The sequence below is a fragment of the Variovorax sp. J22G73 genome (assembly GCF_030317035.1).
Taxonomy (GTDB): Bacteria; Pseudomonadota; Gammaproteobacteria; order Burkholderiales; family Burkholderiaceae_C; genus Variovorax.
In genome coordinates, this window is sequence record NZ_JASZYK010000001.1 from 806,833 (window position 1) to 829,349 (window position 22,517).

22 protein-coding genes are annotated in these 22,517 nt (G+C 68.0%); 3 read left to right on the forward strand and 19 right to left on the reverse strand.

All coding sequences use genetic code 11. The features are described 5' to 3' along the window. The first annotated feature begins 13 nt into the window (after positions 1 to 13). From QTI51_RS03645 to QTI51_RS03655, 3 genes are read left to right on the forward strand one after another with little or no spacing between them, the layout of a single operon-like run. On the forward strand, positions 14 to 1,282 hold the full coding sequence (locus QTI51_RS03645) for a vWA domain-containing protein (protein ID WP_116908115.1): 1,269 nt from the start codon (positions 14 to 16) through the stop codon (positions 1,280 to 1,282). A 31-nt stretch (positions 1,283 to 1,313) separates the two neighbouring features. Continuing rightward, positions 1,314 to 2,006: an SRPBCC family protein gene (locus QTI51_RS03650; protein ID WP_116908114.1), complete on the forward strand. Its 693-nt coding sequence runs from the start codon at positions 1,314 to 1,316 to the stop codon at positions 2,004 to 2,006. A gap of 15 nt (positions 2,007 to 2,021) precedes the next feature. Further along, a complete protein-coding gene (locus QTI51_RS03655; protein WP_116908113.1) occupies positions 2,022 to 3,044 on the forward strand; it encodes an XdhC family protein in 1,023 nt (340 codons plus the stop codon). A 39-nt stretch (positions 3,045 to 3,083) separates the two neighbouring features. Here the strand turns inward: QTI51_RS03655 and mnhG are convergent, their stop codons facing one another. The 19 genes from mnhG to serC all read right to left on the reverse strand — a co-directional run bounded on the left by mnhG (position 3,084) and on the right by serC (position 22,494). Beyond that, the gene (mnhG, locus tag QTI51_RS03660) at positions 3,084 to 3,440 is read right to left on the reverse strand and encodes a monovalent cation/H(+) antiporter subunit G (protein ID WP_116908112.1); all 357 of its coding nucleotides are present in this window, start codon (positions 3,438 to 3,440) and stop codon (positions 3,084 to 3,086) included. Continuing rightward, positions 3,437 to 3,715 carry a K+/H+ antiporter subunit F gene (locus QTI51_RS03665; protein WP_116908111.1) on the reverse strand — a complete coding sequence of 93 codons (279 nt, stop codon included), beginning with the start codon at positions 3,713 to 3,715 and terminating at the stop codon, positions 3,437 to 3,439. Before QTI51_RS03665 ends, mnhG begins: the two co-directional genes overlap by 4 nt. Beyond that, positions 3,712 to 4,203: a Na+/H+ antiporter subunit E gene (locus QTI51_RS03670; protein ID WP_116908110.1), complete on the reverse strand. Its 492-nt coding sequence runs from the start codon at positions 4,201 to 4,203 to the stop codon at positions 3,712 to 3,714. The genes QTI51_RS03665 and QTI51_RS03670 overlap by 4 nt, the downstream gene beginning before the upstream one ends. Continuing rightward, the gene (locus QTI51_RS03675; RefSeq protein ID WP_116908543.1) at positions 4,200 to 5,864 is read right to left on the reverse strand and encodes a monovalent cation/H+ antiporter subunit D; all 1,665 of its coding nucleotides are present in this window, start codon (positions 5,862 to 5,864) and stop codon (positions 4,200 to 4,202) included. The genes QTI51_RS03670 and QTI51_RS03675 overlap by 4 nt, the downstream gene beginning before the upstream one ends. A 41-nt stretch (positions 5,865 to 5,905) precedes the next feature. Then, a complete protein-coding gene (locus QTI51_RS03680) occupies positions 5,906 to 6,256 on the reverse strand; it encodes a Na+/H+ antiporter subunit C (RefSeq protein ID WP_093124545.1) in 351 nt (116 codons plus the stop codon). After that, the gene (locus tag QTI51_RS03685; RefSeq protein WP_116908109.1) at positions 6,256 to 9,198 is read right to left on the reverse strand and encodes a monovalent cation/H+ antiporter subunit A; all 2,943 of its coding nucleotides are present in this window, start codon (positions 9,196 to 9,198) and stop codon (positions 6,256 to 6,258) included. Before QTI51_RS03685 ends, QTI51_RS03680 begins: the two co-directional genes overlap by 1 nt. 90 nt (positions 9,199 to 9,288) lie before the next feature. Next, positions 9,289 to 9,666, reverse strand: a complete 378-nt coding sequence (gene crcB, locus QTI51_RS03690; protein WP_116908108.1) for a fluoride efflux transporter CrcB — start codon at positions 9,664 to 9,666, stop codon at positions 9,289 to 9,291. Between the two features lie 127 nt (positions 9,667 to 9,793). After that, positions 9,794 to 11,107, reverse strand: a complete 1,314-nt coding sequence (locus QTI51_RS03695) for a TRAP transporter large permease (RefSeq protein ID WP_116908107.1) — start codon at positions 11,105 to 11,107, stop codon at positions 9,794 to 9,796. Between the two features lie 9 nt (positions 11,108 to 11,116). Further along, entirely contained in the window at positions 11,117 to 11,650 is a 534-nt protein-coding gene (locus QTI51_RS03700) for a TRAP transporter small permease (protein ID WP_116908106.1), read from the reverse strand. 89 nt (positions 11,651 to 11,739) lie between these two features. Then, entirely contained in the window at positions 11,740 to 12,708 is a 969-nt protein-coding gene (locus QTI51_RS03705; protein ID WP_116908105.1) for a TRAP transporter substrate-binding protein, read from the reverse strand. A 269-nt stretch (positions 12,709 to 12,977) separates the two neighbouring features. Continuing rightward, on the reverse strand, positions 12,978 to 13,298 hold the full coding sequence (locus QTI51_RS03710) for a ComEA family DNA-binding protein (protein WP_116908104.1): 321 nt from the start codon (positions 13,296 to 13,298) through the stop codon (positions 12,978 to 12,980). 164 nt (positions 13,299 to 13,462) lie between these two features. After that, the gene (lapB, locus tag QTI51_RS03715) at positions 13,463 to 14,632 is read right to left on the reverse strand and encodes a lipopolysaccharide assembly protein LapB (protein ID WP_116908103.1); all 1,170 of its coding nucleotides are present in this window, start codon (positions 14,630 to 14,632) and stop codon (positions 13,463 to 13,465) included. After that, positions 14,622 to 14,975, reverse strand: a complete 354-nt coding sequence (locus QTI51_RS03720) for a LapA family protein (protein ID WP_116908102.1) — start codon at positions 14,973 to 14,975, stop codon at positions 14,622 to 14,624. The genes lapB and QTI51_RS03720 overlap by 11 nt, the downstream gene beginning before the upstream one ends. A gap of 74 nt (positions 14,976 to 15,049) precedes the next feature. Continuing rightward, positions 15,050 to 15,376, reverse strand: a complete 327-nt coding sequence (locus QTI51_RS03725) for an integration host factor subunit beta (RefSeq protein ID WP_116908101.1) — start codon at positions 15,374 to 15,376, stop codon at positions 15,050 to 15,052. Positions 15,377 to 15,456: 80 nt separating this feature from the next. After that, positions 15,457 to 17,145 (reverse strand): 30S ribosomal protein S1, encoded by a 1,689-nt coding sequence (gene rpsA, locus QTI51_RS03730; RefSeq protein ID WP_116908100.1) that lies wholly within the window; start codon positions 17,143 to 17,145, stop codon positions 15,457 to 15,459. A 195-nt stretch (positions 17,146 to 17,340) separates the two neighbouring features. Then, complete coding sequence (locus tag QTI51_RS03735; protein WP_116908099.1) at positions 17,341 to 19,353, reverse strand: bifunctional 3-phosphoshikimate 1-carboxyvinyltransferase/cytidylate kinase; 2,013 nt, start codon at positions 19,351 to 19,353, stop codon at positions 17,341 to 17,343. Between the two features lies 1 nt (position 19,354). Next, positions 19,355 to 20,245, reverse strand: a complete 891-nt coding sequence (locus tag QTI51_RS03740; protein WP_116908098.1) for a prephenate dehydrogenase — start codon at positions 20,243 to 20,245, stop codon at positions 19,355 to 19,357. An 18-nt stretch (positions 20,246 to 20,263) separates the two neighbouring features. Continuing rightward, positions 20,264 to 21,397: a prephenate dehydratase gene (pheA, locus tag QTI51_RS03745; protein WP_116908542.1), complete on the reverse strand. Its 1,134-nt coding sequence runs from the start codon at positions 21,395 to 21,397 to the stop codon at positions 20,264 to 20,266. A 29-nt stretch (positions 21,398 to 21,426) separates the two neighbouring features. Next, positions 21,427 to 22,494: a 3-phosphoserine/phosphohydroxythreonine transaminase gene (gene serC / locus QTI51_RS03750; protein ID WP_286513724.1), complete on the reverse strand. Its 1,068-nt coding sequence runs from the start codon at positions 22,492 to 22,494 to the stop codon at positions 21,427 to 21,429. Between the last annotated feature and the right edge of the window lie 23 nt (positions 22,495 to 22,517).

Consider the following 22,517-nt stretch of genomic DNA (forward strand, 5'->3'; position numbering starts at 1 on the left):
GCCGGGCACGCGCATGGCAGAGGCAGCCCGCACCGGCGGTGATCCAGGTTCCCAGGGCATTCCGCAGCTGGGCGATGTGCGCAGCGGCAAGCTCGCCGGCAACATCACCGCCTTCGGCCGCGCGCTGCGCCGCGCGGGCGTTCGCACCGACGCCATGCGCATCGCGCTGGCGGCCGAGGCGGCCACGCTGGTCGGCGTGGAAGACAAGCGCGACCTGGGCGCCGCCATGGAGGCCGTGATGGTCAGCCGCGAGCAGGACCGCATGGTGTTCCGCGAACTGTTCGACGCCTGGTTCAAGGACCCGGAGCTGGCCAACAAGCTGCTCGCGCAGATGCTGCCCAGCGCCGAAGGCAAGGCCGAGCCGTCGAAGCGCCGGCCGCGCGTGCGCGAGGCGCTCACCGCGCCCCGCAATGCCGCGAAGCCCGCCGAGCCTGCCAAGCCCGACCGCGAGATCGAGTTCGACGCGGCCATGACCGCCAGCGACCGCCAGCGCCTGCAGCACGCCGACTTCAACGCGCTGGGCGCTTCCGAATACCGGCTGGTGGAGCGGCTGGCGCGCGACATCCGCCTGCCTGTGCCCGAGCTGCCGTCGCGCCGCCTGCGCTTGGCGGGCGAGGCCGGCCGGCAGCATGCGCGCATGCACTGGCCCGGCGTGCTGCAGGAGGCGGCGCGCACCGGCGGCGAAATCTTGCGGCTGCCCCGGCTCACGCGGCGCCCGCAGCCCTTGCCGCTGCTGGTGCTGGTCGACGTCTCGGGCTCCATGGAGCGCTACGCGCGGCTGCTGCTGGCCTTTCTGCATGCGGCCACGCGGCGGGCGGGGCGGCGCGACGTGTTCGCTTTCGGCACCCGCCTGACCGACCTGACGCCCGCGTTCCGGCTGGCCGACACCGACGACATGCTGGTCGCGGCCAGCCTGGCCATCGACGATTTCGCGGGCGGCACCCGGCTGGGCGATTCGCTGGGCGAACTGCGCCGCGCCCACGCCCGCCGCCTGACCGGCCGGCGCACGCTGGTGCTGGTGATCAGCGACGGGCTGGACACCGGCGAACCCGCGGTGCTCGAGCAGGAGCTGCTGTGGCTGAAGCGCCATTCGCGCCGGTTGCTGTGGCTCAACCCGCTGCTGCGCTTCGACGGCTACGCCCCTCTGGCCCGTGGGGCCGGCGTGCTGCACCGGCATGCGGACGCGATGCTCGCGGTTCACAATCTCAGCGCACTCGCGCAGCTGGCTTCGAGCCTGGCCGCCCTGATGAGGTCGGGGCAGAACGCGCACTCCGGCCGCTAGCGCGGAACACGACAAGAAAAGGACACCCACCATGGAAATGCTCGGAAACCGCCGCCTCGGCGTCACCCAACAACAGGCCTGGGAAGCGCTCAACGACCCCGAGACGCTGAAGAAATGCATTCCCGGCTGCGACAAGTTCGAGCTGACGGGCGACAACACCTACAGCGTGGCGCTGGCGCTGAAGATCGGCCCCGTGTCGGCCAAGTTCAGCGGCAAGGTGATGCTGTCGGACATCGTGGCGCCCGACGGCTACAAGCTGACCTTCGAGGGGCAGGGCGGCGTGGCGGGCTTTGCGAAGGGCTCGTCCAGCGTGTCGCTCAAGCCGCTGGCGGCCGGGGCGGCCGGGGCGGTGGAGGGCGAAGCGCCGGTCGATGCCGCGCTGGCGCACGAGGCCACGGCCGCAACGCCGGCCGCGGGCTGCGAGCTCGACTACACCGTGCAGGCCCAGGTCGGCGGCAAGATCGCCCAGCTGGGCCAGCGCCTGATCGACGGTGCCGCCAAGTCCACCGCCGACGACTTCTTCAAGCGCTTCGACGCCGAGATGCAAAGCCGCTACGGCCCGCCGCCGGCGGCAGTGGCCGAGGACGCGGAAGCCCCGGCGGAGAAGGCCGGCATGATGTCCGGGCTGATGAAGAAGATCGGGCTGGGCAAGAAGGACGAACCCGCCGCTCCAGGCACGCCGGGCACAGCGGGCACATCGGGCACGTCTGGCGAAGCCGGCTGAGGACGCACCCGCCCCATGGAAAACCTCGACGTCATGGTGCTGCGCACGCTGCGCGACTGGCGGCGTGCCGGCAAGCGCGCGCTGCTGACCACCGTGGTGCGCACCTGGGGCTCGTCGCCCCGGCCCGTGGGCTCGATCATGGCCCTGGCCGAAGACGGCGCCGTGGTCGGCTCGGTGTCGGGTGGCTGCATCGAAGACGACCTCATCGCCCGCTACAGCCATGCCCACGGCAAGGGCGAAGACGTGCCGCTGGGCGCGCCGCCCGCGCTCGTGAAGTACGGCATCACCGCCGACGAGGCGCACCGCTTCGGCCTGCCGTGCGGCGGCACGCTGGAGCTGCTGCTCGAGTACGCGCCCGACGCCGATTCGCTCGACCTGCTGGTCGCGCAGCTGGAGCAGGGCAAGCTCATGAAGCGCACCGTGACGCTGGCCACCGGCGCGGTGCGGCTCGCCGAGGCGCGCGCGCCCGACGAGCTCACGGTGAACGACACCGAGCTCACCAACACCTTCGGCCCCGAGTACCGCATGCTGCTCATCGGTGCCGGCCAGCTCGCCGAATACCTCGCCACCATGGCCAAGTTCAGCGGCTTCGCCGTGACCTTGTGCGACCCGCGCGCCGAGTACCGCACCGCGTGGTCGCTGCCCGGCGTGCACATCACCACCGAGATGCCCGACGACGCCGTGCTCGCCTTTCGGCCCGACCGCCGCAGCTGCGTGGTGGCGCTCACACACGACCCCAAGCTGGACGACCTGGCCCTGCTGGAGGCGCTGCAGAGCGAGGCCTTCTACGTGGGCGCCATCGGCTCGCGCCGCAATGCCGACGCGCGGCGCGACCGCATGATCGAGCACTTCGAGCAGACCGACGAATCGCTCGCGCGCCTGCGCGGGCCCATCGGCATCTACATCGGCAGCAAGACGCCACCGGAGATCGCGGTGAGCGTGATGGCGGAGATCCTGGCGGTGAAGAACGCGGTCACGCTGCCCCGCGAGGTGGAGGTGGCGCGCGCGAAGGAAATGCAGCAGCTGCAGCCGAGCTGAGCGCCCAGCCGGTCAAGCCAGGTGCAACTGGTCAGCCGGTCAGCCCGACTTGGCCTGCGGCGGCACGTCGCCGCCCTTTTGCCGCTCGCGGAACAGCGCCGCGCGCATCAGGAAGATGGTGGTGATGGGCGCGGTCAGCGCAATGAACAGCACGATCAGCACCGCGTGCAGGAACAGGCTGAAGCCCTGCACCGAGAAATAGACGATGGTGGCAATCGTCATGCACCACACGCCCACCGTCGCGCCCAGCGTGGGCGCATGGATGCGGCGGAAGAAGGTGGGCAGGCGCACCAGCCCGAACGAGCCGATGGCGGCAAAGGCCGCGCCCAGCACCGCGAACACGGCGGTGATGATCTCGGCCCACAGCGGCAGCGGGCCCACGATGAAATCGTTCATTCGATGACCTCCCCGCGCAGCAGGAACTTGGCGATGGCCGTCGACCCCACGAAGCCGAACAGCGCGATCAGCAGCGCCGCCTCGAAGTACACGTTGCTCGCGTAGATGATGCCCAGCACCAGCATCATCAGCATGCCGTTGATGTAGAGGCAGTCCAGCGCCATCACGCGGTCTTGCGCCGTGGGGCCGACCAGCAGGCGCGACAGCGCGCACAGCATGGCCACGGCCAGCAGGAACAGCGCGAACTTCAAGGCCCAGAAAAGAACGGGTGTCATGACTCGAAGATCTCCATCAGGGGGCGTTCGTAGCGCTGCTTGATGAGCGCGACGAAGGCCGCTTCGTCGCCCAGGTCGAACACGTGGATCAGCAGGGTGCTGCGGTCGAACGACACCTCGCCCCAGGCGGTGCCGGGCGTGAGGCACATGATCATCGCGAGCACGGCCAGGCCGTTGGGGTCGCGCATGTCCAGCGGAATCTGCACGAAGCGCGCGTGGATGTCCGTGGTGCGGCGCGTGAGCAGCAGCCGGGCCACGTCGTACGCCGACTTGAGCATGTCGTAGGTGACCACGAACGACAGCCGCAGCGCCACGCCGGGCCGGCGCATGCGCACGGCCGCGGGGCGCAGCCCCTTGGTGATGAGCGGCACGGCAATGGCCAGCACCACGGCCGACAGCAGCGTGGCGGCCTCCAGCGACTGTTCGAGCAGGATCCAGACGACGAACAGCGCGAAGGACAGCGGTGGCGAAGGAATCAGGCGCTTCATGGGGCCGGGGCTTCCTTCGTGGCAGGCTTCGGGGGATTGGGAATCTGCCTTGCCCCCAACACCGCGTCGCGGTAGGCCGTGGGCGTCTTCAGGCCCTCGGCCGTGGCCTTGGCGTGCTGCATGACGGGCTCGGCCCACACCGTGAGCGCCACGCAGGCGGCCAGCAGGGCGGCCACCGGCAACACCTCGAGCGCGGGCAGCGAAGGCATGGTGGCGTGCGGCTGCGTCCAGAAGTGGCGAATGCCGGTGCGGCTCAGCGCAATGAGCGACAGGAAGCCCGAGACGATCAGCAGCGCCAGGAAGGCCCAGCCCGCGCCGCCCACCGCCGTCGTGCCCAGCAGCCCCGAGAGCATCGCGAACTTGCCCACGAAGCCCGACAGCGGCGGCAGGCCCGCGAGCAGCAGCGTGCAGCCCATGAAGCTCAGCCCCAGGAAGGCCACGCCCGCGGGAATCGCGCGGCCGTAGAGCGCCTGGGCGTCGTCGTCGAGGTTCACGTCGGACAGCACGCGCAGGTCTTCGGTGAGGTAGGGCGCATTGCCCGCGGCCTCGTGCGGCGCCACGCTCATGCCCGCGTTGCGCCAGCGCTCGATCATGTCGATCAGCAGGAAGAACGCGCTCACCGCGAGCGTGGAGCTCAGCAGGTAATACAGGGCGCCCGCCCACACGGCGGGCTGGCCGAGCCCGACCGCCGCGAGCAGCGTGCCGGCGGACACCAGCACGCTGAAGCCCGCCAGGTTCGACAGCCGCTGCGTGCCCACGATGCCGATGGCCCCCACGAACAGCGTGGCCAGCCCGATGCCCTCCAGCGCGTACTGCCCGAAGGCGGCCGAGGCGCCGGTGTCGGGCGCGAACAGCACCGTCCACAGCCGCAGGATGGTGTAGATGCCCAGCTTGGTCAGCAGCGCGAACACGGCCCCCACCGGCGACACCGCGGCGCTGTACGCCGGCACCAGCCAGAAGTTGAGCGGCCACGCCCCCGCCTTGGCGAAGAAGGCCGTGGCAAGAATGGCCGCCGCCGCATGCACCAGCCCGCGGTCGCCCGGCGCGAGCTCGGCGATGCGAACGCCCAGGTCGGCCATGTTCAGCGTGCCGGTCACGCCGTACAAAATGGCCGCGCCGATGAGGAACAGCGACGAGGCCGCCAGGTTGATCGCGATGTAGTGCAGCCCCGCCTGCACGCGCAGCCGGCCCGAGCCGTGCAGCAGCAGGCCGTAGGAGGCCGCGAGCATCACCTCGAAGAACACGAACAGGTTGAACAGGTCGCCGGTGAGGAAGGCGCCGTTCAGCCCCATGAGCTGCAACTGCAGCAGCGGGTGGAAGTGCACGCCCGCGCGGTCCCAGCGCGAAGTGGAATAGATCGACGCGGCGAAGGCGACGACGCCGGTAAGCGCGACCATCATGGTGGAGAGCCGGTCGGCCACCAGCACGATGCCGAAGGGCGCGCGCCAGTTGCCCGGCAGGTACACGCCGATGGAGCCGGGGCCGCCGCCGGTGTCGGCCGCGTTCACCCAGCGCAGCAGCGCCAGCGCGGCCAGCAGGCCGACCAGGCCCGAGACCACGCTCAGCGCCGACTTGGTACGCCGGCGGTTCTCGCCCAGCAGCAGCATGAGCGCGGCCGTGAGCATGGGCACGAGGATGGGCACCGCCACCAGGTGCGGCATGCTGAACTCGAGCAGCTCGTCGAGCAGGTGCGAGATTTCGTTCACTCCGCCTCCTGCCGTTCTTCACCGTCCACATGGTCGGTGCCGGTGAGGCCGCGCGAGGCAAGCATCACCACCAGGAACAGCGCCGTCATGGCGAAGCCGATGACGATGGCGGTGAGCACCAGCGCCTGCGGCATCGGGTCGGCCGTGTTGGCCAGCGTGGCCTCGAAGCCCTTGATGAGCACCGGCTCGCTGTCGACCTTGAGCCGGCCCATACTGAAGATGAAGAGGTTGACCGCGTAGGAGATGAGCGTCAGGCCCATGATGACCTGGAAGGTGCGCGGGCGAAGCAGCATGTACACGCCCGAGCCGGTGAGCACGCCGATGGCGAGCGCGAGCACGATTTCCATCAGTGCGCTCCCTCCACGGCTTCGGCCGCGGCCTGGGCTTCTTTCTCGGCCTGTTCGTCGGCCCAGCGGTGGCTGCGCACCGATTGGTGGGCCAGGGCGGTAAGGATCAGCATGGTGGCGCCGAGCACCAGCGCGAACACGCCGATGTCGAAGAAGAGGGCGCTGGGCACGTGCACCTCGCCCAGCACGGGCAGGTGCAGGTGCGCGGTGTGCGTGGTGAGGAAGGGGTAGCCGAACACCACCGCGCCGCCGCCGGTGCACAGCGCCAGCAGCAGGCCGATGGCGATCCAGCGGCGCGGGTAGATGCGCAGGTGCTCTTCCACCCACTCGGTGCCCGAGACGATGAACTGCAGCACCAGCGCCACCGACATCACCAGCCCCGCGACGAAGCCGCCGCCCGGCGCGTTGTGCCCGCGCATGAAGAAGTAGACCGACACCAGCACCGCCAGCGGCAGCAGCAGGCGCACCAGCACGGCGGGCACCATCAGGTAGCCGACGGCGGTGTCCTTGGCGCGGCGCGGGTTCAGCAGGTCGCTGCTGCCGTCGTCGACCTGCAGGCGTTGCTGGGCCGGCAGCGCCATCGACTCGATGGCCGGGCGAAACCGCCGCAGCAGCGCATACACGGTGAGCGCCACGATGCCCAGCACGGTGATCTCGCCGAAGGTGTCGAAGCCGCGGAAGTCGACCAGCATCACGTTGACCACGTTGGTGCCGCCGCCTTCGGTGAGCGCGCGCTCCAGGAAGAAGGGCGAGATGCTCTGCGGGAAGGTGCGCGTCATCATGGCCCAGGCCAGCGTGGCCATGCCGGCGCCTGCGATGGTGGCCACCAGCAGGTCGCGCCCGCGCCGGCCCCAGGGGCGCAGCCGCGCGCGCGCGGGCTGGATGACGTCCTTGCTGCGCATGGGCAGCCAGCGCAGGCCCAGCAGGATCAGCACCGTGGTCACGCCTTCGACCACCAGCTGGGTCAGCGCGAGGTCGGGGGCGGAGAACCAGATGTACGTGACGCACGACACCAGCCCCGCGCCCGAGGCGAGCATGAGCGCCGCGAGCCGGTGGAATTTGGCCTGCCACGCGGCGGCCAGCGCGCAGGTGCCGCCGATGATCCAGGTCATGGCGAACATCGGCGAGAAGGGCAGCAGCTCGCGCGTGCCGGGCGCCGCGGGCGTGGCCCACAACGAGGCGGCGGCGCCCGCCACGGCCACCAGCACCAGCAGCAGCAACTGCCACTGCATGCGGCGCGTGCCGAACAGGCGGCGGCTGCGCCGGCCGGCTTCGCTCAGCAGCGCGAGCAGGTGCTCGAAGATGACCTGGCCGTCGAAGCGGTGCAGCAGCGGCGTGTTCTCCAGCCCGCCGCGCGCGCGCTGGCGGCGCTGCAGCAGGTACAGCACGCCGCCGCCCACCAGGGCCACGAAGCTCATCATGAGCGGCAGGTTGAAGCCGTGCCACACGGCCAGGCTGTATTCGGGCAGCGTGCCGCCGACCACCGGCGTGGCGGCCGCCGCCAGCAGCGGGCCGATGGACCAGGCCGGCGCCACGCCCACCACCAGGCACACCAGCACCAGCAGCTCGACCGGCACGCGCATCCAGTGCGGCGGCTCGTGCGGGTGCTTGGGCACGTCGTTGCCGCAGGGCGGGCCGAAGAACACGTCGAACACGAAGCGCGCCGAGTACGCCACGCTGAAGATGCCCGCGATGGTCGCGATGACCGGCAGGCTGAAGTCGACCCAGGGCGTGGCCTGGATGAACACGGTCTCGGCGAAGAACATTTCCTTCGACAGGAAGCCGTTGAGCAGCGGCACGCCGGCCATCGAGGCGCTGGCGATGATGGCCAGCGTGCCGGTGATGGGCATGAGCCGCATCAGCCCGCTGAGCTTGCGGATGTCGCGCGTGCCGGTCTCGTGGTCGATGATGCCGGCCGCCATGAACAGCGACGCCTTGAAGGTCGCGTGGTTCATCACGTGGAACACCGCCGCCACGGCCGCCAGCGGGCTGTTCAGCCCCAGCAGCAGCGTGATGAGGCCCAGGTGCGAGATGGTCGAGTAGGCCAGCAGCGCCTTCAGGTCTCGCTGGAACATGGCGATGAAGCCGCCCAGCAGCAGCGTGATGGCGCCCGCGCCGCCCACCAGCCAGAACCACTGCTCGGTGCCCGAGAGCACGGGCCACAGCCGCGCCATCAGGAACACGCCCAGCTTCACCATGGTGGCCGAGTGCAGGTAGGCCGACACCGGCGTGGGCGCGGCCATGGCGCGCGGCAGCCAGAAGTGGAACGGGAACTGCGCGCTCTTGGTGAAGGCGCCCAGCAGCACCAGCACCAGCACCACCGGGTAGAGCGCGTGCGCGCGAATCAGCTCGCCCGAGGCCAGCACCTCGTCGAGCTCGTAGCTGCCCACGATGCGCCCCAGCACCAGCACGCCGGCCAGCAGGCACAGCCCGCCGGCGCCCGTCACGGTGAGCGCCATGCGCGCGCCGCGCCGCGCGTCGCGACGGTGGTGCCAGTAGCCGATGAGCAGGAACGAGAAGAGGCTGGTGAGCTCCCAGAACAGCACCATCTGAATGAGGTTGCCCGAGAGCACCACGCCCATCATCGCGCCCATGAACGCGAGGAAGAAAGAGAAGAAGCGCGGCACCGGGTCGGAGGCCGACATGTAGTAGCGCGCGTACAGCACCACCAGCGCGCCGATGCCCAGCACCAGCATGCAGAACAGCCACGCAAAGCCGTCCATGCGGAACACGAGGTTCAGGCCCAGGGCCGGCAGCCATTCGATTTCTTGCCGCAGCACATTGCCGTGCGCGATCTGCGGAAAGAACCATGCCGCCTGGATGGCGCAACCCAGTGCGACCAGCCCCGCGAGGGTCGACTCCCTGTTGCGCGCGTTGGACGGCATCAACGCGGCCAGCACGCTGGCGATAAAGGGGAGTGCGACGAGAAAGACCAGGGGCATTGGGGTTGATTCTATCGGCCGACCCTATGGAAAGCCTTATCTATAACCGTAAGACATAAGGCTGTTTTTGGGGCAATGCGCCTGTCATGCTCAGCCCGAGAAAGCCTGCACCGTGCGAAAGCCCAGCCAGGTGAGGCACAGCGAGCCGCCCAGGTGCAGCATGAGCGTGCCCAGCGCCAGGCCGAGCCGCCCGGTCATCAGCATGCCGACGATTTCCGCCGAGAAGCTGGAGAAGGTGGTCAGCGTGCCGAGGAAGCCGGTGATGACCATCAGCCGCCATGCGGGGTCGATGTTCGGCAGCCCGTTGAACACGCCGATGGCCACGCCGATCAGGTAGCCCCCGATGAGGTTCACCGCCAGCGTGCCCCAGGGCAGGATGCCGCCGGGGTTCAACCACAGGGCGAAGCCCCAGCGCATGAGGGCGCCGACACAGGCGGCGAGGCAGATGACGAAGGCGTTCAGCAGCATGCGAGGACTTTAGTGGCTCCCAGCCTGCTTCAGAAACACCGCGGAACCGGCTTCGCCGGGCCGCAGGTGTTGCCCCCGGTAGGGGGGAGGAGAAGCGACACGAAGTGCGCGAAGCCTGGGGGCGAGTCTATTTCTCCTTTCCCATCACCAGGTCCGGCAGGATGGTCACGATGCTCGGGAACAGCGTGATCAGCGCGATGCACAACACCAGGCAGAAGAAGAACGGAATCGCCGCCTTCGCGATCACGTTGCTGTCCTTGCCCGTCATGTTCTGCAGCACGAACAGGTTGAAGCCCACCGGTGGCGTCACCTCCGCGATCTCGACCAGCAGCACGATGAAGATGCCGAACCACACCAGGTCGAAGCCTGCCTTTTGGATCATCGGCAGCACCACCGCGCTGGTCAGCACGATCATCGAGATGCCGTCCAGCGCCGTGCCCAGCACCAGGTACACCACCACCAGCGCGCCGATGAGCGCGTAGGGCGACAGGTGCATGCTGTCGACCCACTCGGCCAGCTCGCGCGGAATGCCGGTGAAGGCCATGGTCTTGGTGAGAAAGGCCGCGCCCGCCAGGATGAACATGATCATGCAGCTGGTGCGCGTGGCGCCCATGATGCCGTCCTTGAAGTTCTTCCAGGTCAGGCTGCGCCCCCACGCCGCGATGGCCAGCGAGCCCAGCACGCCGAAGGCCGCGCACTCGGTGGCCGTGGCCCAGCCGGCCACCAGCACCCACACGATGAACACGATCAGCAGCGCGCACGGAATCAGGTTGCCCGACAGGCGAATCTTCTGCATGAAGGTGGTGGGCGGGTCGGCAGGCGGCACCTGGTCGGGGTGGCGCAGGCTCCACCAGCCGATGTAGCCCGAGAACAGCAGCATCAGCAGAAAGCCCGGCAGGAAGCCGGCCAGGAAGATGCGGATGATCGAGGCGTCGGCCGCCACGGCGTACACCACCATGGTGATCGACGGCGGAATCAGGATGCCCAGCGTGCCCGCGGTGGCCAGCGAGCCGATGGCCAGTTGCTCGTTGTAGCCGCGGCGCTTGAGCTCGGGCAGCGCCACCTTCGCAATGGTGGCGCAGGTGGCCGCCGACGAGCCCGACACCGAGCCGAACACGCCGCACCCGAGGATGGTGGTGTGCATCAGCCGGCCGGGCACGCGGTTGAGCCAGGGGCGCAGGCCCTCGAACATCTCCTCGCTGAGCTTGGTGCGAAACAGGATCTCGCCCATCCAGATGAACAGCGGCAGCGCCGCCAGCTCCCAGCTCGCGTTGCTCTCCCAGAAGGCCGAGAACAGGTTCTTGCCCGGCAGCGTGTTGGTGAAGAAAGCCTGGCCGACCCAGCCGACGATGGCCAGCGTCATCGCGATCCAGACGCCGCCCGCGAGCAGCACCAGCATGATGGCGAGCAGCAGCGCGCCCATGAGCAGTGTTTCGATCATGAAGACCCGTCAGACGTCGGAAGAAAAATCGCCGGCGGCATGCCGCTCTTCGATGGCGCGCTGGTAGCTCGGCTTCTCGCCGCGCACCACGCCGACCAGCTCGTCGACCATGGCGATCAGCAGCAGCCAGCAGCCGACCACGAAGGTCGATTGCGGAATCCAGATCGGAATGACGACCAGGCCCGTGGCCATTTCGGCGAACTCGTAGCTTTCGTAGGTGAAGCTGGTCGCCCAGTAGGTGAGGTAGGCCACCGACACCGAGGCGATGAGCAGGCAGGCCACGTCGAGCACGCGGCGCACCTTGGGCGGCACCGCTTCCAGCAGCAGCGTCACGCGCACGAAGTCACCATGGCGAAACGCGTGCGCCATCGCGAAGAACGCGGCGGCCGCGCACAGCCAGGCCACGATGTCGTTGAGCCCGCTCACGTGCCAGTTCATCTGCCGGCCCACGCCGGCCAGGATCATCAGCACGAAGATCAGGAACACGCAGAACGCGCCGAGCGCGCCTGCACCGTCGTACAGGCGGTCGAGGAAGCGGCGCATGGCTCAGGCGTCCCGCCGGGCCGTCCCAGGGGAGGCCTGCGCCCCCTCGGGGGGCGGCGATACACGAAGTGACGAGCGTGGGGGCGTCATCATTTCTTCTTGTACGTGTCCACGATGGCGGCGCCGTCCGCGCCGGCTACTTTCAGCCAGTCGGCCTGCATGATGCCGCCGACCTGGCGCATGTCGGCGTCGAGCTTGGCCGAGGGCTTGTGCACCTTCATGCCGCGCTCGGCGAGCAGGCGCTTGTACTCGTCGTTCTTCTCCTGCGCGACCTTCCAGCCGCGTGTTTCGGCGTCGGCCGCGGCCTTGGCGACGGCGGCCTTCGCGGCCGGGTCGAGCGCGTCGAAGGACTTGGCGTTGACCAGGATCGCGTTCTTCGGGATCCAGGCCTGCGTGTCGTAGAAGTTCTTGATGTGCTCGTAGGTCTTGGTGTCGTAGCCGGTGGAGCCCGAGCTCATGTAGCTCTCGATCACGCCCGTGGCCATCGCCGCGCTGAGCTCGGCCTGCTGGATCTGCACCGGCTGCGCGCCGATGAGCTCGGCGATCTTGGCGGTGGCCGGGCTGTAGGCGCGCCACTTGATGCCGCGCAGGTCGGCCACCGAGCTGATTTCCTTCTTGGTGTAGATGCCCTGCGGCGCCCACGGCACCACGAACAGCACCTTGATGCCTTGCGCCGCGAGCAGCTTTTCCATGGCGGGCTTGGACGCGTCGTACAGCTTGCGGGCCTCGGGGTAGGTGGTGGCCAGGAAGGGCACGCCGTCGAGCGCGTAGATCGGGTTCTCGTTGGCGAAGTTGGCCAGCAGGATCTCGCCGGCCTGCGCCTGGCCGCTCTGCACGGCGCGCTTGATCTCGGGCGCCTTGAAGAGCGAGGCGTTGGCGTGCACCGTGATCTTCACCTTGCCGCCGGTGGCGGCGTCCACGTCCTTGGCGAACTGCGTGATGTTTTCGGTGTGGTAGTTGGTGGCCGGGTAAGCGGTGGGGAGGTCCCACTTGGTCTGCGCGAAGGCCGCGGCGCCGAGGGTGAGGCCCGCCAGGGCAATGCCGAACTTGTGATTCATGGACGCGCTCCGGAGTGTGATGAAAGCAGAATGAAAGCTCAGCTTACGTGCAAATTCCGGGCCACTTGCTGAGGCCTTTCCCTGCCTTGCGCCGTGATGCGGAGGGCGTTGCAGCCTGCATGCGGCTGGCACGGCGCGCGTGAAAAAGCCGCCCGAAGGCGGCTTTGCGTGGGCTCGATCCGGGGGCGGACCGAAGCGGGGTCAGAGGCCGGCTTGAGGCCAAACTCGGGCCGGACTCAGACCGGACTCAGACCGGACTCAGCCCGGCATCAGGGCTTGGGCGCCTTGGCTGCCTTGGCCTCCTTCGCCTTGGCGGGTGCGCCGCCACCGAAGCTCTGGCCATTCACCGTCAGGCCTTCAGCCGACAGCTTCTCCGCGTTCTTCTCCTTCACGCCCTTCACGCGTTGCATGAGGTCGGGCCAGTCCTTGAACTCGCCTTCCTTGCGCGCATCGAGGATGCGCTTGGACATCGCGGGGCCCACGCCCTTGATGCCGTCGAGGTCGGCGACCGTGCCCTTGTTGACGTCGACCGCGGCGAACGACGCGACCGCGAACAGCATGGCCGTGGCGGCCAGGATTTTCTTGAACATGATTTTTTTACTCCCTGATTGGTTGATTTGACTCACTGCCGACAGAACGTCGGCCCGCGCTCAACGGGATCAGAAAGCAGGTCGTTGACGCGCGAAAGCATAGTTCGCGGCCATGTGACCTTTGTTCAAAACCTTGATCGGATTGCTCAAGGTTTTCGGGGGTGTCAGAGCTCTTCGACGCGGCGCGGCGGATAGCTGTCCCAGGCTTGGCAGCCGGGGCAGTGCCAGAAGTACTGGTGCGCCTCGAAGCCGCAGGCCGCGCAGCGGTAGCGCATGAGCGGGCGGGTGGCCTGGTCGAGCGCGCGTTGCACCTGCGGGTGGAACTGCTCGTGCTCGAACTTCTCGCCGGCCAGCCAGCGCGATGCCGCGACCAGCGAAGGCTGCTGCGCCAGGTGCGCGATGTAGCCGTCGCGCGGCGTGGGCTGCGGCTCTTCCACAGTGGCGCTCGGCGTGCCGCCGAGCGCGATCATGGCCTCGAGCACGTCGATGGAAGGCGACTCCACGTAGCGCCGCTGCAGCAGCTCGAGCGCGTCGGCTTCACGGTGCGCGGCCACCGCGGCCTGCTGCAGCGCGGCGGCATAGAGCGGCAGCGCGAGCGGCGCGGTGTCGCTGAGCGCGACCAGGGTGTCGAAGGCGCCGGCCGGGTTGCCGTTGCGCAGTTGCAGGTTGGCCGTGTCGATGGCCGGGCGCGGTGCCTGCGGTGCGAGTTCCACCGCCTGCGCGAGCAGCCTGGCGGCGCCGGCCAGGTCGCCCGACGCGACGTGCTCGGTGGCCTGCTCGCACAGGTGGTGCGCGCGCCGCGTGCTGTAACTCGCCTGGTCGGATTCGTCGAGCTTCTGCGCCACGTCGGCGGCCTGAGCCCACTCGCGCGAACGCTCGTAGATGGCCAGCAGCGACAGGCGCGCCTCGTTCTCGTAGCGCGTGCCCTCGAGCTTTTGCAGTGCGGCTTCCGCGCGGTCGAGCAGGCCGGCGCGCAGGAAGTCTTGCGCCAGCGCGTGCTGCGCGCGTTCGCGGTCGCTGCGGCTCAGGTCGCCGCGCCCGAGCAGGTGCTCGTGCACGCGCACCGCGCGCTGGTATTCGCCACGGCGGCGAAACAGGTTGCCGAGCGCGAAGTGCAGCTCCTGGGTGTCGGGGTCGTTCTGCACGGCCTCGATGAAGGCGTCGATGGCCTGGTCCTGCTGCTCGTTGAGCAGGAAGTTCAGGCCGCGAAAGTAGGCCTTGGGCGCCTGGCGGTTCTCGAGCTTGAGTTGCCGGATGTCGAAGCGCGATGCGAGCCAGCCCAGCACGAAGGCGACGGGCAGGCTGATCAGCAGCCAGCTGGGATCAAAGTCCATGTTGACGTACGGCGGGAAGGTCGGTGACTGAAATGGTCGGCGCCGCGGCCGGTGCGGCGGCGGGTGTGAAGGTTTGCGTGTCCGCCACGCTGGGCACGGCGGAAGTTGCGGACGTGGCGGGCAATTGCGCCGCCGCGCTGCGGTGTTTCCACCAGCCGGGCAGCATGCCCAGCGCACCCACCACGAGCCCGCCGGCGAACGCCGCGAGCACGACGAGCACCAGGGGTGCGCGCCAGTAGGTGCCGAAGAAGAAGTAGACGGTCGCGTCCTGCTGGTTGTTCAGCGCGAAAGCGAAGAGCGTAAAAAAAATGGCTGCCTTGAGCAGCCACAGGAGGTATTTCATAGCTGTTCCCGTTGCCGGGAGCATTCTACGTTTGCAGGCATTTCGAACCGCTGGTGTCCAGTGCGTTCAGGCCCTCAGGCCTTGTGGCCCTTGGCGTCCTTGCCGGCGTCGAGTTCGGCGGTCTTTGCATCGACCGCTTCGCGCAGCGCCTTGCCCGGCTTGAAATGCGGCACCCGCTTTTCGGGAATCTGCACGCTCTCGCCCGAACGCGGATTGCGCCCGATGCGTGGCGGACGCCGGTTGACCGAGAAGCTGCCGAAGCCACGAATCTCGATGCGGTGCCCGCGCACCAGCGCGTCGCTCATGGCGTCGAGGATGGTCTTGACGGCGTATTCCGCATCGCGGTGAGTGAGCTGCGCAAAGCGCGCTGCAAGTTCTTCGACGAGGTCTGAGCGGGTCATGGGCCAAACAAAAACGTGGACGAAAAAAAAGACAGAGTGGCCAAGCTGAGCGCCTGGCCTGCTCTGTCTTCGGACTCAGCTTACTTGTTGTCGCTGTTGTCGAGCTTCGCGCGCAGCAGGGCGCCCAGGCTGGTCGTGCCCGCGTTTTCGCGTGCCGACTGCTGGCTCAGGCTGGCCATGGCGCCTTGTTCGTCGACCATGTCCTTCTGCTTGATCGACAGCTGGATGTTGCGGGTCTTGCGATCCACATTCACGACGATGGCGGTGACTTCGTCGCCTTCCTTCAGCACGTTGCGGGCATCTTCGACGCGGTCGCGCGAGATTTCCGAAGCACGCAGGTAGCCGAGGATGTCCTCGCCCAGGTCGATTTCAGCGCCGCGGGCGTCTACGGTCTTGACCTTGCCGGTCACGATCTGGCCCTTGTCGTTCACGGTGGTGAACGTGGTGAACGGGTCGCTGTCGAGCTGCTTGATGCCCAGCGAGATGCGTTCGCGGTCGACGTCGACTGCCAGCACGATCGCTTCGACTTCCTGGCCCTTCTTGTAGTTGCGAACGGCGGTTTCGCCGGCTTCGTTCCACGAGAGGTCCGAGAGGTGAACCAGGCCGTCGATGCCGGCAGCCAGGCCAACGAACACGCCGAAGTCGGTGATCGACTTGATCGGGCCCTTGACGCGGTCGCCACGCTTCGTGTTCTGAGCGAACTCTTGCCACGGGTTGGCCTTGCACTGCTTCATGCCCAGGCTGATGCGGCGCTTGTCTTCGTCGATTTCCAGGACCATGACTTCGACTTCGTCGCCCAGCGAGACGATCTTGTTCGGAGCGATGTTCTTGTTGGTCCAGTCCATTTCGGAGACGTGCACCAGGCCTTCGATGCCGGGTTCGAGTTCGACGAACGCGCCGTAGTCGGCAATGTTCGTGACCTTGCCGAACAGGCGGGTCGATTGCGGGTAGCGGCGCGAAACGCCCATCCACGGGTCGTCACCCATTTGCTTCAGACCCAGCGAGACACGGTTCTTTTCGGTGTCGAACTTGAGGATCTTGGCGGTGATTTCCTGGCCGGCCTGAACGACTTCGCTCGGGTGGCGAACACGGCGCCATGCCATGTCGGTGATGTGCAGCAGGCCGTCGATGCCGCCGAGGTCCACGAACGCACCGTATTCGGTGATGTTCTTGACCACGCCGCGCACGACTGCGCCTTCCTTCAGCGTTTCCATCAGCTTGGCGCGTTCTTCGCCCATGCTGGCTTCGACCACGGCACGGCGCGACAGCACGACGTTGTTGCGCTTGCGGTCGAGCTTGATGACCTTGAATTCGAGGGTCTTGTTCTCGTACGGGGTCAGGTCCTTGATCGGACGCGTGTCGATCAGCGAGCCCGGCAGGAATGCGCGGATGCCGTTGACCAGGACGGTCAGGCCGCCCTTGACCTTGCCGCTGGTGGTGCCGGTGACGAAGTCGCCCGATTCCAGCGCCTTCTCCAGGGCGAGCCACGAAGCGAGGCGCTTCGCGGTGTCGCGCGAGAGGATGGTGTCGCCGTAGCCGTTTTCAACGCTGCCGATGGCAACGGAAACGAAATCGCCGGCCTGGACTTCGAGTTCGCCCTTGTCGTTCTTGAACTCTTCGATCGGCACATACGCTTCGGACTTCAGACCGGCGTTGACGACGACGTGGTTATGTTCGACGCGCACGACTTCGGCCGTGATGACCTCGCCGGTGCGCATTTCGGAACGCTTCAGGGACTCTTCGAATAGGTCGGCAAAAGATTCAGACATTTATGGTTCCTTCCGTCAGGCAGGGTTGGCAGGCGCTCTTGCGAAATTGCGTGCGACTGCTGTGGGTCTGGAGACGGCGGTTGGGTGGGCGTGAGCCCGGGTTCGTTGAACAACCAGCAGGCCGGTGCGCTGTCGCGCGAAGAGAGCCTGCTGGAGCGGTAGGCGCCTTCCGATATTCCGTCGGGCGCCAGCTTTTCAAGCGGACTTGAAAGGCTGTACTTTTTGCCACCAGTTCAACACCGTGTCGATCGATTGCTCGATGGAAAGCCGGGAGTTGTCGAGGTGGCGAGCGTCTTGCGCCGGCTTCAGAGGGGCGACGCTGCGAGAGGAGTCCCGGGCGTCACGTGCTTCCAAGTCGGAGCGAAGACTGTCGAGTGTAGTCGAAATACCCTTTGAAATCAACTGCTTATGGCGCCGTTCGGCACGCTCGGCGGCGCTGGCCGTGAGGAACACCTTGAGCGCTGCGTCGGGGAAGATCACGGTGCCCATGTCGCGCCCGTCGGCCACCAGCCCGGGCAGCTCGCGAAAGCGCTGCTGCAGGCCCAAAAGCGCCTCGCGCACTGCGGGCAGCGTGGACACGCGGGAGGCGTCCATGCCGGCCGCCTCGGTGCGGATGTCCTCGCTGACATCCTCGCCGTCGAGCAGTACCTTGCCCTCGGTGAACTGCAGGGGCAGGGCGGCCGCCAGGGCGGCGATCTGCGCTTCGTGCTGCGTGTCGGCGCTCAGGCCGGCGCGCCGCATGGCCAAGCCGGTCACGCGGTAGAGCGAGCCGGAGTCGAGGTAGTGGTAGCCCAGCAGGCGCGCCACTTCGGCGGCCAGCGTGCCCTTGCCGGAGGCGGTCGGGCCGTCGATGCAGATCACCGGCACCTCGGCGGCTTGCGCGACCGAGAACAGGGTTTCGAAGTAGTCGGGGAAGGTCTTGGCGACGCAGTGCGGGTCGAGGATGCGCACCGGCACGCCTGCCGGATTGAACGCCGCCAGCGAAAAGCACATGGCCACGCGGTGGTCGTCGTAGGTGTGGATGCTCGCGGCACGCCAGCCGGCCGGCGCCAGCGGGTGCACGCGGATGAAGTCGGGACCGGCCTCGACCGTGGCGCCGAGCTTCTTCAGCTCGTTGGCCATGGCGTCGATGCGGTCGGTTTCCTTCACGCGCCAGCTCGCGATGTTGCGCAGCGTGCTCGGGCCGTCGGCGTAGAGCGCCATCACGGCCAGCGTCATCGCGGCGTCGGGGATGTGGTTGGCGTCGAGGTCGATGGCTTTCAGCGGCCAGGCGCCGCGGCGCACTTCGAGCCAGTTCGGGCCGCTGTCGACCTCGGCGCCCATCTGGCGGGCCGCGTCGATGAAGCGGATGTCGCCCTGGATCGAATCGGCACCCACGCCTTCGATGCGGATACCGTTCTTGCCGGGCACGCCCGTGGCGATGGCGCCGAGCGCGATGAAATAGCTGGCCGAAGAGGCGTCAGCCTCCACGTGGATGTCGCCCGGCGAACTGTAGCGGCTGCCCGCGGGAATGGTGAAGCGTTCCCAGCCGTCTCGCCGCACCTGGATGCCAAAGCGTGCCAGCAGGTTCAGCGTGATCTCGATGTAGGGCTTGGAGATCAGCTCGCCGACCACCTCGATCACGATGTCGCTGGCCGCGGCCAGGGGCAGCGCGAGCAGCAGCGCGGTCAGGAACTGGCTCGACACGTCGCCGCGCACGCGAATCGGCGCGTCGAGCGCCAGTTCGCGGTGCGGCACCGGGTGGATGCGCAGCGGCGGGTAGCCGGGATTGCCGAGGTAGTCGATGCGGCAGCCGAGTTGGGTGAGCGCGTCCACCAGGTCGCCGATCGGGCGCTCGTGCATGCGCGGCACGCCGCTGAGCTCGAACTCGCCGCCCAGCAGCGACAGCGCCGCCGTCAGCGGGCGCATCGCGGTGCCGGCATTGCCGAGGAACAGCGGGAGCAGGCTTTCGCTGGGCGCCAACTTGCCGCCGAGGCCGGTGATGCGCAGCGTGGCGCCGTCCGGCGCGATGCCGCAGCCGAGCGCACGCAAAGCGTCGAGCATCACGCGGGTGTCGTCGGAGTCGAGCAGGTCGTGGATCGTCGTGGTGCCGCTGGCCAGCGCGGCCAGCAGCAGCACGCGGTTCGAGATGCTCTTGGAGCCCGGCAGGCGAACCGTGCCGGCTGCGCCGGAAAGGGGGGGCAGGTCGAGGAAGGCTGTCGAGAACATGTCAGCTGTCCTGTTGCTGCGACGAGGTGTCGGTGGCCGGTTTCCAGGCCGCGCGGGCCTTGCTGGCGGCGGCGATCGATTGCTCGATGGCCTGCAGGTCGCCCGCGGCCATCAGTGCCTCGAAGTCGTCCAGCGCCTTGCGAAAGGCGCGCGACTGCTCGAGCACCTGTTCGCGGTTGGCCATGAGCACGTCGCGCCACATGACGGGGTCGCTCGCGGCAATGCGCGAGAAGTCGCGAAAGCCGGGGCCACCCAGGCTCAGGAAGCGCTCGCCCTGCGGCTGCGCGGTGAGGCCGTTGATGTACGCGAAGGCCAGCAGGTGCGGCAGGTGGCTCACTGCGGCGAAGGCGCCGTCGTGCTCCTCGTGCGTCATCGTGAGCACATGGGCGCCGATGCCGCTCCACACCTGCGAGGCGCGCTGCACGTTGGAGCGCAGCGTGGCCTTGACCGGTGTCAGCACGACCTGGCGGCCGGTGAACAACGACGCCTCGGCGTGCTCGATGCCCGAGAGCTCCTTGCCCGCGATGGGGTGCGCCGGCACGAAGCTCGAGAACTGCTTCTGCAGGCCGTTGCGCGCCGCCTCGATCACGTCGCCCTTGGTCGAGCCCACGTCCATTACCAGCGTGTCGCTCGAAATGCCGTGGCGAATGGCCTTGAAGGTGGCTTCCGACGCCGCCACCGGCACGGCCAGCAGCACGATGTCGGCGCCCGACACCGCCAGCAGCGCGGAAGGCGCGGCCACGTCGATCACGCCGAGCTGGCGCGCCCGCTCGGTGGTGGAGGGCGACTTGCTGTAGCCGACCACGCGTTTCACCAGCCTCGCGCGCTTCAGCGCCAGCGCGAAGGAGCCGCCCATCAGGCCGCAGCCGATCAGTCCCAGTTGTTCGAACATGCTGTCTGTCTGCCCCGCTCAGGCCTTCACGGGGTAGGCGCCGAGCACCTTGTAGAACGCGCACAGGCCGCGCAGCTCGGCCAGCGCCGCGGCCACGTTGGGCTGCGAGGGGTGGCCGTCGAGGTCGATGTAGAAGTAGTACTCCCACTGGCCGGTGCGCGCGGGTCGCGACTCGAAGCGCGTCATCGACACGTTGTTGGCCTTCAGGGGAACCAGCAGGTCGTGCACCGCGCCCGGGCGGTTCGGCACCGAGACGATCAGGCTCGTGCAGTCGCGGCCCGACACCGGCGGCATGGCCAGCGTCTGCGGCAGGCAGATGATCGCGAATCGGGTGCGGTTGTAGGAGTCGTCCTGGATGGCGTGCGCCACGATGTGCAGGCCGAAGCGGGTGGCGGCGCGTTCGCCGGCCAGCGCGGCCCAGGCCGGGTTGGTGGCCGCGAGGCGGGCGCCTTCGGCGTTGCTCGACACGGCGCGCCGTTCGGCGTTGGGCAGGTGCTTGGACAGCCAGGTCTGGCACTGCGCCAGTGCCTGCGGATGGGCCAGCACGGCCTCGACGCCCTCGAGCGAATTGCTGCTGCGCAACAAGTGGTGGCGCACCAGCAGGCTGACTTCGCCGACCACGTGCGTGGGCGAGTGCAGGAACAGGTCGAGCGAGCGGGTGACCACGCCTTCGGTGGAGTTCTCGACGCCGACCACGCCGTACTGGGCGCTGCCCGCGGCAGTGGCGTGGAACACCTCGTCGAAGCTGGCGCAGTAGATCAGGTCGGCCGCGCCGCCGAAGTACTCGATGGCGGCCTGTTCGCAGAAGGTGCCTTCGGGGCCCAGCACGGCCACGCGCTGTGGCGATTCGAGGGCCAGGCAGGCCGACATGATTTCGCGCCAGATGGCCGCGACATGGAGGTCCTTGAGCGGACCGCCATTTGTCTTCTGCATCTTGTCGATGACCTGCGCCACGCGGTCGGGGCGGAAGAAGGGCGTGCCTTCACGCTTCTTGACCTCGCCGACCAGTTCGGCCACATGCGCGCGCTCGTTGAGCAGGCTCAGCAGTCGCTGGTCGAGCGAGTCGATCTGCACGCGCAGATCGGACAGGCTTTCGGATTGGTCGGCGGGAGCGCCGGGCGTGGTGGGTGGTGTGGGTGCGGAATCGGTCATCTGTGCGAGCAACTGAGCGGGGCACGCAACTAGGCGTGCGATCGCTCGAATTCTCGCATGTAGGTCACCAGCGCTTGCACCCCTGCCAGCGGCATGGCGTTGTAAATGCTCGCCCGCATGCCGCCGACCGACTTGTGGCCCTTGAGCTGCAGCAGCTCTGCCTTGCGGGCGCCGGCCAGGAACGCCTCGTTGCGGCTTTCGTCGGCCAGGAAGAACGGCACGTTCATGCGCGAGCGGCAGCTGGCGTCGATGCGGTTGGCGTAGAAGTCGGAACCGTCGATGAAGTCGTACAGCAGCTTCGCCTTGGCGATGTTGCGTTGCTCCATGGCAGCCACGCCGGTCAGCTCGCCTTCCTTCTGCGCCAGCAGCCACTGGAACGTGAGTCCTGCCATGTAGATGCCCCAGGTCGGCGGGGTGTTGTACATGGAGGTGTTGTCGGCCACCGTCTTGTAGTTGAACGCGCTCGGGCAGATCTCGAGCGCATGGCCGAGCAGGTCGTCGCGCACGACCACGATGGTCAGGCCGGCGGGGCCGAGGTTCTTCTGGGCACCACCGAAGGCAAGGCCCACGCGCGACCAGTCGACGCTGCGCGAGGCCACGTGCGACGAGAAATCGATAACCAGCGGGGCATTGCTGCCGAGCGCCGCCAGGTCGGGCAGTTGCTGGAACTCGATGCCGTTGATGGTCTCGTTGGAGCACACGTGCACGTACGAGGCATCCTTGCCGAGCTGCCAGGTTGCCGGGTCGGGCAGCTTCGTGTGCTGGTCGTCCGCGTTGCTGGCGATCACGCGCGCATTGCAATAGCGCTGCGCTTCCTTGTGGGACTTGATGCTCCAGCTGCCGGTGATGACGAAGTCGGCAGTCTTGCCGCGCGACAGGTTCAGCGGGACGATGGCGTTTTCGCCAAGGCCGCCACCCTGCATGAACAGGATGTGGAAATTGGAGGGGATGGCCAGCAGCGTGCGGATGTCGGCTTCGGCCTGGGTGCAGATGGCACCGAATTCCTTGCCGCGATGGCTCATCTCCATCACGCTCATGCCGCTGCCCTGCCAGTCGAGCATTTCAGCGGCGGCGCGTTGCAGCACCGCCTCCGGCATGGCAGCCGGACCGGCCGAGAAGT

What these genes read in the sequence shown, in the direction of transcription:
- pheA (WP_116908542.1), bottom strand. Translation starts at nt 21,397, where the DNA reads ATGACCGATTCCGCACCCACACCACCCACCACGCCCGGCGCTCCCGCC.
- crcB (WP_116908108.1), bottom strand. Translation starts at nt 9,666, where the DNA reads ATGCTGCTGAACGCCTTCGTCATCTGCCTCGCCGCCTGTGTCGGCGCC.
- serC (WP_286513724.1), bottom strand. Translation starts at nt 22,494, where the DNA reads ATGCCGGAGGCGGTGCTGCAACGCGCCGCCGCTGAAATGCTCGACTGG.
- QTI51_RS03680 (WP_093124545.1), bottom strand. Translation starts at nt 6,256, where the DNA reads ATGGAAATCGTGCTCGCGCTCGCCATCGGCGTGCTCACCGGCTCGGGC.
- QTI51_RS03685 (WP_116908109.1), bottom strand. Translation starts at nt 9,198, where the DNA reads ATGCCCCTGGTCTTTCTCGTCGCACTCCCCTTTATCGCCAGCGTGCTG.
- mnhG (WP_116908112.1), bottom strand. Translation starts at nt 3,440, where the DNA reads ATGAACGATTTCATCGTGGGCCCGCTGCCGCTGTGGGCCGAGATCATC.
- QTI51_RS03720 (WP_116908102.1), bottom strand. Translation starts at nt 14,975, where the DNA reads ATGAAATACCTCCTGTGGCTGCTCAAGGCAGCCATTTTTTTTACGCTC.
- QTI51_RS03705 (WP_116908105.1), bottom strand. Translation starts at nt 12,708, where the DNA reads ATGAATCACAAGTTCGGCATTGCCCTGGCGGGCCTCACCCTCGGCGCC.
- QTI51_RS03740 (WP_116908098.1), bottom strand. Translation starts at nt 20,245, where the DNA reads ATGTTCGAACAACTGGGACTGATCGGCTGCGGCCTGATGGGCGGCTCC.
- QTI51_RS03655 (WP_116908113.1), top strand. Translation starts at nt 2,022, where the DNA reads ATGGAAAACCTCGACGTCATGGTGCTGCGCACGCTGCGCGACTGGCGG.
- QTI51_RS03710 (WP_116908104.1), bottom strand. Translation starts at nt 13,298, where the DNA reads ATGTTCAAGAAAATCCTGGCCGCCACGGCCATGCTGTTCGCGGTCGCG.
- QTI51_RS03645 (WP_116908115.1), top strand. Translation starts at nt 14, where the DNA reads ATGGCAGAGGCAGCCCGCACCGGCGGTGATCCAGGTTCCCAGGGCATT.
- lapB (WP_116908103.1), bottom strand. Translation starts at nt 14,632, where the DNA reads ATGGACTTTGATCCCAGCTGGCTGCTGATCAGCCTGCCCGTCGCCTTC.
- QTI51_RS03675 (WP_116908543.1), bottom strand. Translation starts at nt 5,864, where the DNA reads ATGCCGCACCTGGTGGCGGTGCCCATCCTCGTGCCCATGCTCACGGCC.
- QTI51_RS03665 (WP_116908111.1), bottom strand. Translation starts at nt 3,715, where the DNA reads ATGACACCCGTTCTTTTCTGGGCCTTGAAGTTCGCGCTGTTCCTGCTG.
- QTI51_RS03735 (WP_116908099.1), bottom strand. Translation starts at nt 19,353, where the DNA reads ATGTTCTCGACAGCCTTCCTCGACCTGCCCCCCCTTTCCGGCGCAGCC.
- QTI51_RS03650 (WP_116908114.1), top strand. Translation starts at nt 1,314, where the DNA reads ATGGAAATGCTCGGAAACCGCCGCCTCGGCGTCACCCAACAACAGGCC.
- QTI51_RS03695 (WP_116908107.1), bottom strand. Translation starts at nt 11,107, where the DNA reads ATGATCGAAACACTGCTCATGGGCGCGCTGCTGCTCGCCATCATGCTG.
- rpsA (WP_116908100.1), bottom strand. Translation starts at nt 17,145, where the DNA reads ATGTCTGAATCTTTTGCCGACCTATTCGAAGAGTCCCTGAAGCGTTCC.
- QTI51_RS03670 (WP_116908110.1), bottom strand. Translation starts at nt 4,203, where the DNA reads ATGAAGCGCCTGATTCCTTCGCCACCGCTGTCCTTCGCGCTGTTCGTC.
- QTI51_RS03700 (WP_116908106.1), bottom strand. Translation starts at nt 11,650, where the DNA reads ATGCGCCGCTTCCTCGACCGCCTGTACGACGGTGCAGGCGCGCTCGGC.
- QTI51_RS03725 (WP_116908101.1), bottom strand. Translation starts at nt 15,376, where the DNA reads ATGACCCGCTCAGACCTCGTCGAAGAACTTGCAGCGCGCTTTGCGCAG.